Origin of the sequence: Pseudomonas sp. L7 (genome assembly GCF_046605565.1) — a bacterium.
Lineage (GTDB): Bacteria > Pseudomonadota > Gammaproteobacteria > Pseudomonadales > Pseudomonadaceae > Aquipseudomonas > Aquipseudomonas wayambapalatensis.
Window position 1 is genome coordinate 1,821,429 of record NZ_CP176784.1, and the last position, 15,091, is coordinate 1,836,519.

15 protein-coding genes are annotated in these 15,091 nt (G+C 63.5%); 4 read left to right on the forward strand and 11 right to left on the reverse strand.

Annotated elements, in window-relative coordinates; all coding sequences use genetic code 11:
* Window positions 1–26 precede the first annotated feature (26 nt).
* Both ACK3BK_RS08540 and recR read left to right on the forward strand, forming a co-directional pair.
* Window positions 27–362 (forward strand): YbaB/EbfC family nucleoid-associated protein, encoded by a 336-nt coding sequence (locus ACK3BK_RS08540; protein WP_186666736.1) that lies wholly within the window; start codon window positions 27–29, stop codon window positions 360–362.
* Window positions 363–445: 83 nt separating this feature from the next.
* Complete coding sequence (recR, locus tag ACK3BK_RS08545) at window positions 446–1,048, forward strand: recombination mediator RecR (RefSeq protein ID WP_054893641.1); 603 nt, start codon at window positions 446–448, stop codon at window positions 1,046–1,048.
* Between the two features lie 29 nt (window positions 1,049–1,077).
* Here the strand turns inward: recR and ACK3BK_RS08550 are convergent, their stop codons facing one another.
* The 8 genes from ACK3BK_RS08550 to gcl form a co-directional block, all read right to left on the reverse strand.
* Window positions 1,078–2,076, reverse strand: a complete 999-nt coding sequence (locus ACK3BK_RS08550; RefSeq protein ID WP_054893642.1) for a sulfate ABC transporter substrate-binding protein — start codon at window positions 2,074–2,076, stop codon at window positions 1,078–1,080.
* Window positions 2,077–2,169: 93 nt separating this feature from the next.
* A complete protein-coding gene (locus ACK3BK_RS08555; RefSeq protein ID WP_186666735.1) occupies window positions 2,170–3,006 on the reverse strand; it encodes an ion transporter in 837 nt (278 codons plus the stop codon).
* 45 nt (window positions 3,007–3,051) lie between these two features.
* Window positions 3,052–3,927 (reverse strand): urea transporter, encoded by an 876-nt coding sequence (locus ACK3BK_RS08560; protein WP_186709324.1) that lies wholly within the window; start codon window positions 3,925–3,927, stop codon window positions 3,052–3,054.
* A 190-nt stretch (window positions 3,928–4,117) separates the two neighbouring features.
* A complete protein-coding gene (gene pyk, locus ACK3BK_RS08565) occupies window positions 4,118–5,533 on the reverse strand; it encodes a pyruvate kinase (protein ID WP_411384108.1) in 1,416 nt (471 codons plus the stop codon).
* Window positions 5,530–6,804 carry a glycerate kinase gene (locus tag ACK3BK_RS08570; RefSeq protein WP_411384109.1) on the reverse strand — a complete coding sequence of 425 codons (1,275 nt, stop codon included), beginning with the start codon at window positions 6,802–6,804 and terminating at the stop codon, window positions 5,530–5,532. Before ACK3BK_RS08570 ends, pyk begins: the two co-directional genes overlap by 4 nt.
* A 189-nt stretch (window positions 6,805–6,993) precedes the next feature.
* On the reverse strand, window positions 6,994–7,887 hold the full coding sequence (locus ACK3BK_RS08575) for a 2-hydroxy-3-oxopropionate reductase (protein ID WP_411384110.1): 894 nt from the start codon (window positions 7,885–7,887) through the stop codon (window positions 6,994–6,996).
* Between the two features lie 129 nt (window positions 7,888–8,016).
* The gene (gene hyi / locus ACK3BK_RS08580; protein ID WP_186709326.1) at window positions 8,017–8,799 is read right to left on the reverse strand and encodes a hydroxypyruvate isomerase; all 783 of its coding nucleotides are present in this window, start codon (window positions 8,797–8,799) and stop codon (window positions 8,017–8,019) included.
* Window positions 8,800–8,853: 54 nt separating this feature from the next.
* Window positions 8,854–10,629 (reverse strand): glyoxylate carboligase, encoded by a 1,776-nt coding sequence (gcl, locus tag ACK3BK_RS08585; RefSeq protein WP_151924134.1) that lies wholly within the window; start codon window positions 10,627–10,629, stop codon window positions 8,854–8,856.
* A 257-nt stretch (window positions 10,630–10,886) separates the two neighbouring features.
* On the opposite strand from gcl, the gene ACK3BK_RS08590 reads away from it, so the two are divergent.
* Complete coding sequence (locus tag ACK3BK_RS08590; protein WP_186666729.1) at window positions 10,887–11,327, forward strand: GlcG/HbpS family heme-binding protein; 441 nt, start codon at window positions 10,887–10,889, stop codon at window positions 11,325–11,327.
* A gap of 66 nt (window positions 11,328–11,393) precedes the next feature.
* On the opposite strand, the gene ACK3BK_RS08595 is transcribed toward ACK3BK_RS08590, so the two are convergent.
* Window positions 11,394–12,005 carry a TetR/AcrR family transcriptional regulator gene (locus ACK3BK_RS08595; RefSeq protein WP_054893651.1) on the reverse strand — a complete coding sequence of 204 codons (612 nt, stop codon included), beginning with the start codon at window positions 12,003–12,005 and terminating at the stop codon, window positions 11,394–11,396.
* 131 nt (window positions 12,006–12,136) lie between these two features.
* Between ACK3BK_RS08595 and ACK3BK_RS08600 the strand changes: the two genes are divergently transcribed.
* The gene (locus ACK3BK_RS08600) at window positions 12,137–13,051 is read left to right on the forward strand and encodes a DUF808 domain-containing protein (RefSeq protein WP_411384111.1); all 915 of its coding nucleotides are present in this window, start codon (window positions 12,137–12,139) and stop codon (window positions 13,049–13,051) included.
* 54 nt (window positions 13,052–13,105) lie between these two features.
* On the opposite strand, the gene ACK3BK_RS08605 is transcribed toward ACK3BK_RS08600, so the two are convergent.
* Together ACK3BK_RS08605 and ACK3BK_RS08610 are read right to left on the reverse strand one after the other, a co-directional pair.
* A complete protein-coding gene (locus ACK3BK_RS08605) occupies window positions 13,106–13,888 on the reverse strand; it encodes an outer membrane protein OmpK (RefSeq protein ID WP_288375290.1) in 783 nt (260 codons plus the stop codon).
* A gap of 354 nt (window positions 13,889–14,242) precedes the next feature.
* Window positions 14,243–15,028, reverse strand: coding sequence for an outer membrane protein OmpK (locus ACK3BK_RS08610; protein ID WP_063543971.1), 786 nt, complete (start codon window positions 15,026–15,028; stop codon window positions 14,243–14,245).
* Between the last annotated feature and the right edge of the window lie 63 nt (window positions 15,029–15,091).

Below are 15,091 nucleotides of genomic sequence, written 5' to 3' on the forward strand. Positions count from 1 at the left end.
CATACGACCCAATCGAGGATTCTCCCATGATGAAAGGTGGCATGGCCGGCCTGATGAAGCAGGCTCAGCAGATGCAGGAAAAAATGGCCAAGATGCAGGAAGAGCTGGCCAACGCAGAAGTCACCGGCCAGTCCGGTGCAGGTCTGGTCAGCGTGGTGATGACCGGTCGTCACGACGTCAAGCGCGTCAACATCGACGCCAGCCTGATGACCACCGATCCGGACGACAAGGAAGTCCTCGAGGACCTGATCGCCGCCGCACTCAACGACGCCGTGCGCAAGGTCGAGCAGAACAGCCAGGACAAGATGGGCAGCATGACCGCCGGCATGCAACTGCCGCCTGGGTTCAAGATGCCGTTCTGATCGACGGTTTGCAGCACATGGGGAGCACGATCGGCTGATCGCTGCTCCCTTCTTCATTCTGTACCACTGACAGGCCTGCCTACATGAGCTTCAGCCCCCTGATCCGCCAACTGATCGATGCCCTGCGTGTGCTCCCGGGTGTCGGCCAGAAAACCGCCCAGCGCATGGCCCTGCAGTTGCTCGAGCGCGACCGCAGCGGCGGCACGCGCCTGGCCCAGGCCCTGAGCCAGGCCATGGAGGGTGTTGGCCATTGCCGCCAGTGCCGCACCCTGACCGAGCAGGAATTGTGCCCGCAGTGCGCCGATCCTCGCCGCGATGACACCCAGCTGTGCGTGGTTGAGGGGCCGATGGATGTGTATGCGGTAGAGCAGACCGGCTACCGTGGTCGTTACTTCGTGCTCAAGGGGCACCTATCGCCGCTCGACGGCCTGGGCCCGGAGGCGATTGGAATTCCGCAACTGATGGCGCGGATCGAGGAGCAGGGCACCTTCAGCGAGGTGATCCTGGCGACCAACCCCACGGTGGAAGGCGAGGCGACGGCGCATTACATCGCCCAGTTGCTGGCCGAGAAGGGCCTGACTGCCTCGCGGATCGCCCATGGCGTGCCGCTGGGCGGAGAGCTGGAGCTGGTGGACGGTGGCACGCTTGCGCATGCCTTTGCCGGGCGCCGTCCTATCTCGCTGTAAGTGTTGGGGCGCAGCGCGCCCCAAGCCAGTTACTTGTTGGTGTAGATCTGGTCGAACACGCCACCGTCGTTGAAGTGGGTCTTCTGTACGGTGCGCCAGTCACCAAAGGTCTTCTCCACCGAGAGGAAGTCGACTTTCGGGAAGCGGTCGGTGTATTTGGCCAGGACCGTGGCATCACGCGGGCGCAGATAGTTCTGTGCGGCGATTTCCTGGGCTGCCGGCGACCACAGGTACTTGAGGTATTCCTCGGCCACCGCGCGGGTCTGCTTCTTCTCGACGACCTTGTCGACCACGCTCACCGGCGGTTCGGCTTCCGCCGACACGCTTGGGTAGACCACCTCGAACTGATCACGACCGAACTCGCGGGCGATCATCTCGGCTTCGTTCTCGAAGGTGACCAGCACGTCGCCTATCTGGTTGGTCATGAAGGTCGTTGTGGCAGCGCGGCCGCCAGTGTCGAGCACCGGTGCCTGCTTGAACAGCTTGCCGACGAAATCGCGGGCCTTGGCTTCGTCGCCGCCTTGCTTGAGGACGTAGCCCCAGGCCGAGAGGTAGGTGTAGCGGCCGTTACCCGAGGTCTTGGGGTTGGGCACGATCACCTGTACGCCATCCTTGAGCAGGTCCGGCCAGTCTTTCAGCGCCTTCGGGTTGCCCTTGCGCACGATGAACACGGTGGCCGAGGTGAACGGGGCGCTGTTGTTCGGCAGGCGGGTAACCCAGTTGTCCGGCACCAGCTTGCCGTTGTCGACCAGGGCATTGATGTCAGTGGCCATGTTCATGGTGATGACATCGGCCGGCAGGCCGTCGATCACCGCCCGCGCCTGTTTGCTCGAACCGCCGAAGGACATCTGCACATTGACCTTCTCCTTGTGCTCTTCTTCCCAGTGCTTCTGGAACGCCGGGTTGTAGTCCTTGTAGAAGTCGCGCATCACGTCGTAGGAGACGTTCAGCAGGGTCGGCGCGGCCTGGGCCAGGTTGCCGAGAGCCAGGCCTGCGGCGAGCAGCGAGGCGCTGAAGAGTTTTTTCACAGGGGCGTTCCTTGTTGTGAGTGAAAGTTTGGCAATGTGCCAGCAACTATAACCTTTGGTTCTTGAGCCATTAAAGATCAAAACAGACTTTGCTTATGCCTGCTCGGTCACTGTCTTGGGGAACAACGCATTGCCACAGCGCGAACAGAATGCCGCCGTCGGCTCATGGGTTTTCTTGGCACAGGTCGGGCAATCGTGGCGCAGCTGTTCGCCGCGCATGGCGTTGGCCAGCTCGGCGGTGAAGATCCCGGTGGGCACTGCGATGATCGAGTAGCCGATGATCATCACCAGCGAGGACAGTACCTGGCCCAGCGGCGTCTTGGGCACGATGTCGCCGAAGCCGACCGTGGTCAGGGTGACGATGGCCCAGTAGATGCCCTTGGGAATGCTGGTAAAGCCGTGCTCGGGCCCTTCGATCACGTACATCAGCGTGCCGAACACGGTCACCAGGGTCGAAACGCTGACCAGGAACACGATGATCTTCTGTTTGCTGCCGCGCAATGCCTCTAGCAGATAGTGCGCCTGCTTGAGGTAGGGGCTGAGCTTGAGCACGCGGAAGATCCGCAGCATGCGGATCACCCGGATGATCAGCAGGTACTGGGCGTCGCTGTAGTACAGGGCGATGATCCCCGGCACGATGGCCAGCAGGTCGACCAGGCCGTAGAAGCTGAACGCGTAGCGCAGCGGCTTGGGCGAGCAGTACAGGCGGGTGAGGTACTCGGCGAGGAAGATCGCCGTGAAGCCCCACTCGATGCCGGCCAGCAGGCCGGAATAATTGCGGTGCACATCGTCGATGCTGTCGAGGATGACGGTGACCAGGCTGGCCAGGATGATCAGCAGAAGGATCTTGTCGAAGCGTCTTCCAGCGACGGTGTCGGTCTGGAAGACGATCACATAGAGCCGCTCACGCAGGCTCGCAGGGGTGTTCATGGGCTCGTTCCGTTATGCGTTGCGGGTGAGCCTAGGGCCTGCTTCTCAGCCGTGCAAGCGCTGCGCGCTGCGCCGCCGCCCCTGTTGCACAAGGTGGCTGCCCAGGTGCATCAGCCAGCAGGCGATGACGAACGGGGCGGTGAGCGCCGGCAGCGGCCACAGGCTGGACAACGCTTGCAGCAACAGCGCCAAGGCGATGGCCAGCAGGGGGATCCAGGGGCGCTCGCCCTGGCGGCTGAACGCCAGGGCGGCCAGCGCCGCATTGAAGCCATACAGCCCCATCCAGGCCACCGCAGGTTGGTCGGCCAGCAATGCCGCACCGCCGCCGATGGTCGAGCCGAGCAGGGCCCAGAGCGCCGCATAGGGGTTGGCGACCAGCATCCCTAACACGATCAGCAGGCCTGCCAGGGGCTCGTCCAGCAGGAATATCTGGCCCAGGCCGCGCAATACGCCGTGCAACGGGTCGGGCGCGGCCTGCGGGCTGGCCAAGGGTTCGGCCGCCAGCAGGATGATCCAGCCGAGCAGCACGAAGGGCGCGGTGTAGGCGACCAGCAAGGTGCCGCCGCGCTTGCGCCACTGGTGGGTGAGGATGCTCGACAGGCCACCGGCGGCGAGGATCAGTGGCGGCAGGATCGCTGACCAGGGCAGCACCGCGCAGATCAGCACGCCGATCAGCACGCCGTTGTAGCAATACAATCCGGCCTGGCGGTCGGCGCGTTCATAGCCGCGCCGTTGCGCGGTCAGCAGGCCGGCCAGTGCGCCGAGCAGCGCGCCGCCGACCAGGTCGGGCGCAGTGAGGAGGATGGCCAGCAGGCAGCACAGGCCGCACAAGGGACTGCGCAGCAGCAGCACCTGGCTGAAGCCATTGAGCAGTGCCGTGGCCCAGTCTGGGCACGGGTTGACGAAATTCTTGGTGTACATGGGCAGTCGGCAAGGTGAGTGAAAGGCGCTGGGCCTCTTCGGGCCTCGGTTGTGCGCCATCGGATTGTTTTTTGTAGGAGCGGGCTCGCCCGCGAACACGGGCGCAGCCCGTGCCATTCACCGCTGTGCCCTTTTCGCGGGCAAGTCGCAGCGGCGAACCGCCGCTCCTACAAAAGTGCAGAGCCGGTCTTCAGATCAAAGTCTCGATCCGCAGGGTATTGGTGCTCCCCGGCTGGCCGAATGGCACCCCAGCGGTAATCAGCAGGGTGTCGCCGCGGCTGGCCATACCTTGCGCCTGGGCGATCTCCAGTGCAGTCGAGCAGATCTCATCGACCTGGCGCAGACGGTCGTTGACCACCGAATGCACACCCCAGGTGACGCTGAGTCGGCGCGCGGTCTTGAGGTTCGGCGTCAGGTTGAGGATGGGCGCACGCGGTCGCTCGCGGGCGGCGCGCAGGGTCGAGGCCCCTGACTCGCTGTAGTTGACCAGCACCGCCACCGGCAGGATGCCGCTGATGCGCCGAATCGCGCAGCTGATGGCATCCGAAACCGTGGCCTCGGCCTTGGGGCGGCCGACGTCGAGCTGCGCCTGGTAGTCCGGGCCGTTCTCCACCTGGCGGATGATCTTGCTCATCATCTGCACCGCTTCCAGTGGATAGTCGCCGGAGGCGGTTTCGGCCGACAGCATCACCGCGTCGGCGCCTTCGGCCACGGCATTGGCCACGTCGGTGACCTCGGCGCGGGTCGGTGCAGGCGAGAAACGCATCGATTCGAGCATCTGCGTCGCTACCACCACCGGCTTGCCCAGTTGGCGGCAGGTATTGATGATGCGCTTCTGGATCTGCGGCACGCTCTCGGCCGGCACTTCCACGCCCAGGTCGCCCCGGGCGACCATGATCGCATCGGACAGCTCGGCGATGGCCTGCAGTTGCTCGACCGCCGAGGGCTTCTCGACCTTGGCCATCAGGTAGGCACGTTCGCCGATCAACTGGCGCGCCTCGACGATGTCTTCGGGGCGCTGGACGAACGACAGCGCCACCCAGTCCACGCCCAGTTCCAGGCCGAAGGCCAGGTCGCGGCGGTCCTTCTCGGTGAGCGGCGAGAGGTCCAGCACCGCCTGGGGGACGTTGACGCCCTTGCGGTCGGACAGCTCGCCGCCAGCAAGCACTTCGGTGTCGATGGCGTCGGCGTGCTTGGCGGTGACCCGCATGCGTAGCTTGCCATCGTCGAGCAGCAGGTCCATGCCGGGCTCCAGCGCGGCGATGATTTCCGGGTGGGGCAGATTGACCCGGCGGCTGTCGCCCGGGGCCTTGTCCAGGTCCAGGCGCAGGGCCTGGCCACGCTGCAACTGCACCTTGCCTTCGGCGAAGCGGCCGACACGCAGTTTCGGCCCCTGCAGGTCCATGAGGATGCCCAGCGGGTAGTTCAGTTGCTGCTCGACCTCGCGGATCCACTGGTAGCGCAGGGCGTGGTCGGCGTGTTCGCCGTGGCTGAAGTTGAGGCGGAAGATATTCACCCCGGCCTCGACCAGTTGGCGGATGTCATCGATGCCGTTGATCGCCGGCCCCAGGGTGGCGAGGATTTTCACTTTTTTATCGGGCGTCATGATTGCGAGGTCTCGAGGATCAGGATGGCGCGGAAGTCGTTGACGTTGGTGCGGGTCGGCTCGGTGACGATCAACGCATCGAGCGCAGCGAAGTAGCCATAGCCGTTGTTGTTGTCCAGCTCATCGCTGGCCGACAGGCCCAGGGCCTGTGCGTTGCCGAAGCTGTCCGGGGTCATCAGGGCGCCGGCGTTTTCTTCGGAGCCGTCGATGCCGTCGGTGTCGCCGGCCAGTGCGTACACGCCAGGCAGGCCCTTGAGGCTTTCGGTGAGGCTGAGCAGGAATTCGGCGTTGCGCCCGCCACGGCCATTGCCGCGCACGGTGACGGTGGTCTCGCCGCCGGACAGGATCACGCAGGGGGCCTTCAGCGGCTGGCCATGCAGGACGATCTGCCGGGTGATACCGGCGTGCACCTTGGCCACTTCGCGCGATTCACCTTCCAGATCCCCCAGGATCAGTGGGCTGAAACCGGCCTGGCGGGCTTTCACTGCGGCAGCCTCGAGTGATTGCTGGGGTTTGGCGATCAGTGTGAAGTGGCTGCGCGCCAGGGCTGGGTCATCGGCCTTGACGGTTTCCGATGCCGGGTTGTTCAGCCAGTCGATGACCGCTTTGGGCGCCTCGATGTCGTAGCGCTTGAGGATCGCCAGGGCATCGGCCGAGGTGCCCGGGTCGGCCACGGTGGGGCCGGAGGCGATGACGGTGGCCAGATCGCCCGGTACGTCGGAAATGGCGTAGGTATAGACGGTGGCGGGCCAGCAGGCCTTGGCCAGGCGTCCGCCCTTGATCGCCGAGAGGTGCTTGCGCACGCAGTTCATCTCGCCGATGGTGGCGCCGGACTTGAGCAGCGCCTTGTTGATCTGCTGCTTGTCGGCCAGCGTGAGGCCGTCGGCGGGCAGTGCCAGCAGGGCCGAGCCGCCGCCGGAGAGCAGGAAGATGACGCGGTCGTCTTCATCGAGGTTGCTGACCAGTTGCAGCACGCGCTTGGCGACCGCAAGGCCGGCGGCGTCGGGGACCGGGTGAGCGGCTTCGACCACCTCGATCTTCTGGCAATTGGCGCCATGGCCATAGCGGGTCACGACCAGGCCGGAGACTTCGCCCTGCCAGCTCTTCTCGACCACTTCAGCCATGGCGGCGGCGGCCTTGCCGGCACCGATGACGATGACCCGGCCGCTGCGGTCGGCGGGCAGGTGAGGTTCGAGGACCTGACGGGGGTGGGCGGCGGCGATGGCTGTGTCGAACAGCTCGCGCAGGAGTTTCTGTGGATCGACCGACATGGCAGGCTCCCAAAATTCTTGTTGTTCTGCGAAATCGAAAACGCCCCTGGAACTGCCTCCGTGCAGGCCGAACCAGGGGCGGGTGTTGCTCTGTCTCACCGCTGGGCCTGTGGTCGCAGGTTCAGCGGTGTTGGCTTCTTCGCTCGTAGGAGCGGGCTTGCCCGCGAAGAGGCCGGTAAGGCTTACAAATTACTGATCGTCACGAATCGAGAAGTTGGCCATGTGCTCCAGCCCCTTGATCAGTGCCGAGTGGTCCCAGTTGCTGCCACCCAGTGCTGCACAGGTGTTGAACACCTGCTGCGCGTTGGAGGTGTTGGGCAGGTTGATACCCAGCTCCTTGGCGCCCTGCAGGGCCAGGTTGAGGTCTTTCTGGTGCAGGCTGATACGGAAGCCCGGGTCGAAGGTGCCCTTGATCATGCGCTCGGCGTGCACTTCGAGGATCTTCGAGGAGGCGAAACCGCCCATCAGCGCCTCACGCACCTTGGCCGGGTCTGCGCCGTTCTTGGCGGCGAACAGCAGCGCTTCGCTGACGGCCTGGATGTTCAGGGCGACGATGATCTGGTTGGCCACCTTGGCGGTCTGGCCATCGCCATTGCCGCCGACGCGCGTGATGTTCTTGCCCATGGCTTCGAACAGCGGCAGGGCGCGCTCGAAGGCTTTCGGGCAGCCGCCGACCATGATGCTCAGGGTTGCGGCCTTGGCGCCGACTTCACCGCCGGACACCGGGGCGTCCAGGTAGGCGGCGCCGGTGGCCTTGATTTTCTCGGCGAAGGCCTTGGTGGCGGTGGGGGAGATCGAGCTCATGTCGATCACCACCTTGTTCGGGCCGACACCTTCACCGACGCCATTCTCACCGAACAGCACGCTCTCGACCTGCGGGGTGTCGGGCACCATCACGATGATGAACTCGGCTTCCTGCGCCACCTCTTTAGGGTTGGCCAGGGCCACGGCGCCTGCGGCGACCAGGTCGGCCGGGGCGGCATCGTGGTGGGTGGAAACGAACAGGCTGTGACCTGCCTTTTGCAGGTTCTGGGCCATGGGCTTGCCCATGATGCCGGTGCCGATGAAACCGATTTTAGCCATGAGAATGTGCCTCTCTTGTTATAGGACGCGCGGATCCTGTGGGAGCGGGCTTGTCCCGCGATGGCGGTGGTGGGCTCACCGCCGCCACCGCGGGACAAGCCCTACTCCCCCAGGGAGCGACTGTGTTCGTTAGATCGCGTTATGGGTTTTCAGCCAGGCGAGCCCGGCCTCGGTGGTGGTCTTGGGCTTGTACTCCGCACCCACCCAGCCCTGGTAGCCAATGCGGTCCAGGTGCTCGAACAGGAAGCGGTAGTTGATCTCGCCAGTGCCCGGCTCGTGACGACCAGGGTTGTCGGCGAGCTGGATGTGGTTGATCTGCTTGAGGTGGGTTTCCATGGTCCGGGCCAGGTCACCTTCCATGATCTGCATGTGATAGATGTCGTACTGCAGGAACAGGTTGGCACTGCCCACCTCGGCCTGGATCTCCAGGGCCTGGGCGGTGGTGTTCAGGTAGAAACCGGGGATGTCGCGGGTGTTGATCATTTCCATGACCAGGCGGATCCCGGCGGCTTCGAGCTTGTCGGCGGCGTACTTGAGATTGTCGACGAAGGTCTTGCGCACATCGGCGCACTGCAGGCCTTGCGGACGGATACCGGCCAGGGCATTGACCTGTTTGTTGCCCAGCACCTTGGCGTATTCGATGGCCTTGTCGACGCCGGCGCGGAACTCTTCGACGCGGTCGGGGTGGCAGGTGATGCCGCGTTCACCTTTGGCCCAGTCGCCTGCAGGCAGATTGAACAGCACCTGGGTGAGGCCGTGGGCATCGAGCTGCTGTTTGATCTCGCTGGCGCTGAAATCGTACGGGAAGAGGTATTCGACACCGCTGAAGCCCGCGTCGGCGGCGGCCTTGAAGCGGGCCAGGAAATCCTGTTCGGTGAACAGCATGGACAGGTTGGCAGCGAAGCGAGGCATGGTTGTCTCCTTGCAGATGAAAGCCCCCGGCAGCCTGCGCGGGGGCGTCGGCAATCAGTCGAGCAGCGAGATGGCGGTCGGCGCGTCGTTGCCGACCAGTGCGAGGTCTTCGAACTCGTTGACCGCGTTGATCTCGGTACCCATGGAAATGTTGGTGACGCGCTCGAGAATCACCTCGACCACCACTGGCACGCGGAACTCTTCGGCCATTTTCTGCGCCTTGAGCAGGGCAGGGGCGATCTCGCCCGGCTCGAACACGCGCAGCGCCTTGCAGCCCAGGCCTTCGACCACGGCGACGTGATCCACGCCGTAGCTGCCGGCTTCGCTGGAGTTGATGTTCTCGAACGCCAGTTGTACACAGTAATCCATGTCGAAGCCACGCTGGGCCTGGCGGATCAGGCCGAGGTAGGCGTTGTTCACCAGCACATGGACGTAGGGCAGGTTGAACTGCGCACCGACCGCCAGTTCCTCGATCATGAACTGGAAGTCGTAGTCACCCGACAGCGCGACCACCTTGCGTTTCGGGTCGGCCTTGACCACGCCCAGCGCTGCCGGGATGGTCCAACCCAGCGGGCCGGCCTGGCCACAGTTGATCCAGTGGCGCGGCTTGTACACGTGCAGGAACTGCGCGCCGGCAATCTGCGACAGGCCGATGGTGCTGACGTAGCAGGTGTCCTTGCCGAACACCTGGTTCATCTCTTCGTACACGCGCTGCGGCTTGACCGGCACGTTGTCGAAGTGGGTCTTGCGCTGCAGGCTCGACTTGCGCTCCTGGCAGTCTTCCAGCCAGGCCTTGCGGCACTTGAGCTTGCCGGCGGCTTTCCATTCGCGGGCCACTTCCAGGAAGGCGTCCAGCGCGGCACCGGCGTCGGAGACGATGCCCAGGTCCGGGGTGAACACACGACCGATCTGGGTCGGTTCGATGTCGACGTGTACGAACTTGCGGCCTTCGGTGTAGACATCGACCGAGCCGGTGTGACGGTTGGCCCAGCGGTTGCCGATGCCGAACACCAGGTCGGACTTGAGCAGCGTGGCGTTGCCATAGCGGTGCGAAGTCTGCAGGCCGACCATGCCGACCATCAGTTCGTGGTCGTCAGGGATGGTGCCCCAGCCCATCAGGGTCGGGATCACTGGCACGCCGGTCAGTTCAGCGAACTCGACCAGCTTGTCGCTGGCGTCGGCGTTGATGATGCCGCCACCTGCGACCAGCAGCGGACGTTCGGCGTCATTGAGCAGGGCCAGGGCTTTCTCGGCCTGGATGCGCGTGGCCGAAGGCTTGTGTACCGGCAGTGGCGCGTAGGCGTCGATGTCGAATTCGATCTCGGCCATCTGCACGTCGAACGGCAGGTCGATCAGCACCGGGCCTGGGCGGCCGGTGCGCATTTCGTAGAAGGCTTTCTGGAAGGCATAGGGCACCTGGCCCGGCTCCAGCACGGTGGTGGCCCACTTGGTCACCGGCTTGACGATGCTGGTGATGTCGACGGCCTGGAAGTCTTCCTTGTGCAGACGGGCGCGGGGGGCCTGGCCGGTGATGCACAGGATCGGGATGGAGTCGGCCGAGGCGCTGTACAGGCCGGTGACCATGTCGGTGCCGGCTGGCCCGGAGGTGCCGATGCACACACCGATGTTGCCCGGGTTGGCGCGGGTGTAGCCCTCGGCCATGTGCGAGGCACCTTCGACGTGGCGAGCGAGGACGTGATCGATGCCGCCGACTTTCTTCAGGGCCGAGTACAGCGGGTTGATGGCAGCCCCGGGAATGCCGAATGCCGTCTCTACGCCTTCACGGCGCATGACCAGAACGGCTGCATCGATTGCTCTCATTTTGCTCATGATTTGTGCCTCATCGATTTTGTAATTGTATACAACTTACTTTGCGCCAAAGTGTATTCACGCTCTGAGCTTCAGGTCAATGTATTTTCATCGGGTAGATTGGCTTTCGCTGGAAACCCCACAGAAAAGGCGCTCTATCTTATTGAGTACGATCGTTCAAAAATATTGTATACAAAAAATCTTTCTGTTGTGTTCTATTTGCTTACCGGTTTTCAACTGCCCCTCAGGGCTTCTCACAACAAGAAGAGGACCTTTCCATGAACGCAATGACGCTCAACGTCGCCAACACCTTGGTCGCCGCTGCCCTTGCCGCCGGGCGCAAGATCGACGCCGCACCGCTGACGGTGGCGGTGCTGGATGCCGGCGGCCATCTGCTGGCCTTGCAACGCGAGGACGGCGCCAGTCTGTTACGTCCGCAGGTGGCCATGGGCAAGGCCTGGGGGGCTGTGGCCCTGGGCAAGGGGTCACGCCTGCTGGCGCTGGATGCGCAGCAGCGACCGGCGTTTTTCGCGGCGTTGAACGGCTTGGGCGAGCGGTCGGTGGTACCCGCGCCAGGTGGGGTGCTGATCCGGGATCAGGCGGGAAAAGTGCTGGGTGCGGTGGGGGTCAGCGGGGACACGTCGGACATCGACGAGCAGTGCGCAATCACTGCCATCGAGGCGCTGGGGCTTACGGCTGATGCTGGCGTGGCTGTCTGATACAGCGTTGGCCTGCGCTCCCGCCAGGGCCAGTCGGCCACGGGTGGGAGCGGTGTACGCCGACCGTCAGGCCGCCTCGGGCTCACACCCCTTGAGCACCAGGCGGATGATGGTTTCGGCGGCGGCGTCGTAATCACTGTCGGCGAGCTTTGCCTTGCCGGTCACCACGGCAATCTGCCAATCGAAGTCGGCGTAGGTTTGCGTGGCCGCCCAGATGCTGAACATCAGGTGATGCGGATCGACCGGGGCGATCTGGCCGCGCTCGATCCAGCGCTGGATGCACTCGATGTTGTGTCGTGCCTGCTCGTTGAGCTGCTCGACCTGCCCAGGCGACAGGTGCGGGGCGCCGTGCATGATCTCGCTGGCGAACACCTTGGAGGCATGTGGCAGGTCGCGGGAGATGCGGATCTTCGAGCGGATGTAGCCGCTGAGCACCTCTTTGGGATCGCCGTCGGCGTTGAACGGCGTGGACGCCTGCATGATCGGCGCGATGATGCTCTCGAGCACCTCGCGGTAGAGGTTTTCCTTCGACTTGAAGTAGTAGTAGACGTTCGGCTTGGGCAGCCCGGCCTTGGCAGCGATATCGCTGGTCTTGGTGGCGGCGAAGCCTTTGTCGGCGAATTCCTCGCTGGCCGCGCGCAGGATCAGTTCCTTGTTGCGCTCGCGAATCGTGCTCATGGTGTCTGAATCTTCCTGTGACTGGCCGCCTCTAATAGCGATCGGGCATGGTAGCACCGGCCCGGAGAGCGGCTCAAGGCGACGGCATTGGGCTAGAATCGGTTCTTTGCAATCATTGGAAACACAACGACATGGCAGGAAGCAGCTTACTGGTGTTGATCGACGACATCGCCACGGTGCTGGACGATGTTTCGCTGATGACCAAGGTCGCGGCGAAGAAGACCGCAGGTGTGCTGGGCGATGACCTGGCGCTCAACGCCCAGCAGGTCACCGGGGTACGGGCCGAACGGGAGATTCCGGTGGTCTGGGCGGTGGCCAAGGGTTCGCTGCTGAACAAGGCGATCCTGGTGCCGGCGGCCCTGCTCATCAGCGCTTTCATCCCCTGGGCGGTCACGCCGCTGCTGATGCTCGGGGGTGCCTACCTGTGCTTCGAGGGCTTCGAGAAGCTGGCGCACAAGTTCCTGCACAGCCAGGAGGAGGATCAGGCGCAGCACATGGCGCGCAAGGAGGCCGTGGCCGATGTGAATGTCGACCTGGTGGCCTTCGAAAAGGACAAGATCAAGGGCGCGGTGCGCACTGACTTCATCCTCTCCGCCGAAATCATCGCCATCACCCTCGGTACAGTGGCCGATGCGCCGCTGAGCCAGCAGATCATCGTGCTATCAGGCATCGCCGTGGTCATGACGCTGGGTGTGTACGGGCTGGTGGCCGGAATCGTCAAGCTCGATGACCTGGGGCTGTGGCTGACTCGCAAGGGCTCGAGCCTGGCGCAAGCGGTCGGTAATGGCATCCTGCGTGCGGCCCCCTACATGATGAAGGGCCTGTCGGTGATCGGCACTGCGGCCATGTTCCTGGTCGGTGGCGGCATTCTCGTGCACGGCATCGCGCCGTTGCACCACGCCATCGAGGCCTTTGCCGACGGCCGTGGCGGGGCACTGACCGGAACGTTGATCAATGGCGTGCTGGGGGTAGTGGCCGGGGCAGTGGTGCTGGCGGTGGTGAGCGTGGTTGGCAAGTTGTGGCGGGTGGTGCGGCCAGCAGCGTGATCGTCGGTGGGTCTGCTTCGCGGTTTTACCCGCGAAGCAGACCCACCGCTCAGATCAGAAGTGCACCTTGACCAGGAAGCTCATGGTGTTCTGGTCGGTGGTGAAGGCATCGCTGTCCTTGATCCCGTACTTGTCGCTCCAGTAGTCATACTCGATACCGACGTACAGTTGCTTCTCGCCCAGGTGCAAGGCCTTGCCCAGGTCATATTTGACCTGCGGGTTGAAGTGCAGGTTGGCGTGGTAGCTGCCACGGCTGTTCTCGTCGTTGTCCACCACCCAGTCCATGAAACCGTCGATCAGCACATCCGATGAGCCCACGGGAATGGTGTAGGACCACACCGGAGTGATCTGCCAGACATGATCACCCGGACGGCTGCCATCGGTGGTGCGGTGGTAGAAGTTCAGCTGGAAATAGTCGAAGCCGGGAATCGCCAGGTCGAAGCCAGGGCCGATCAGGTACGCCTCGGTATCACCCTCGCCGAACTCGTAGGTCATGGCCAGCAGCACATCCTTGACCGGGCCGAACTCCAGCTTCTGGTCGAAGATCTTGCCGAACGACAGGCGTGGGCTGATCTCGCCGTAGTAGGTGTTCGGGCCGTTGTTGGCGTCCTTCTTGCCCTGGTAGAAGATCTTGTCGACGAAGATGAAGTTATCGCCGTACTTCCAGGCATCAGCGTGCTCGAAGGTGACGGTCTGCTGGGTCTCGGGGTTGACCTTGAAGTTCTTGCCCCAGAGGTAGGTCAGGCTGTTGGTCTGCCACTGCAGCAGGTCTTCGGCGAAGCTGGTGCCGCAGGCGAGCAGGCCGCCGGCGAGGATCAGGCTGTTGATGATGCGCATTGCGTGTGTCGCTCCCTTGATTGGATATTGCTGTCAGCGCTCGTGTCGGCGCCTTTCTTGTCTTTCGGGTCAGTTTTTTCGGGTTGGCCACAGCTCTCTGGCAAGTGCTGCGCCAACTTTCCGGGTTGGTCACAACCATCCTGCTCGACGTCGTTCTGAACGGATGAAAAGGGTGTTTCTGGCTGGCAAAACATCGACCAACCGCCCGAATTCATTGACTGAGCGGTCAGTAAACGCGGGCAGGATCCGGCCTGCCCTGAGCGAGGGGGCGCGCAGATTACTGGCTTGCGCGCCGGTCCTCAAGTGCTCCGTCCTGGAGCGCGGTGATACAAAATTGGGCGTTCGGTCAGGTTCTTAGAAATGCACCTTGACCAGCGCACTGGCCACGCTCTGGTTGCTCTGTAGATTGCCGCGGCTGTCGATGCCGTACTTGTCCTTCCAATAGCTGTACTCGAAGCCCACATACAACTGCTTGGCGCCCAGGTTGAGGGCCTTGCCCAGGTCGTACTTGACCTGTGGGTTGAAGTGCAGGTTGGCGTGGTAGGTGCCGCGGCGGGTCTGGTCGTTGTCGGTCACCCAGTCCATGTAGCCGTCGATCAGAAGGTCGGAGCGGCCCAGGGGAATGGTGTACGACCAGCCGGGGGTGAACTGCCAGACGTTGTCGCCGGGGCGACTGCCCTCGGTGTTGCGCAGGTAGATGTTGAGGTAGAAATAGTTGAAGCCGGGGATGTCCAGGTCGAACCCTGGGCCGATCAGGTAGGCCGCGTTCAACCCTTCGCCACGCTCGTAGGTCATGGCCAGCAGCACGTCCTTGACCGGGCCGAAGGCCAGCTTGCGGTCGAGGATCTTGCCGAACGACAGGCGCGGGCTGAATTCACCGTAGTAGGTGTTTACACCTTTGCTGGCGTCGGTCTTGCCGTTGTAGAAGATCTTGTCGATGAACAGGAAGGTGTCACCGTACTTCCACTTGTTGGCGTGCTCGAAGGTGATGGTCTGCTGGATGTCCGGGTTGACCTTGAAATCCTTGCCGTAGAGGTAGGTCAGGCTTTCGCCGTGCCATTGCAGCCAGTCGCCCGCGAACGCGGGGAGGGTGGCCAGCAGGCTGCTGCCCAGCAGCAGGGACGAGGTGGTGCGCTTCATGTGCGAATTCCCGTGTTCTTGTTGTTGTTCGAGGTGTCTTCGGCGCGCAGGCGCCCCGGACGG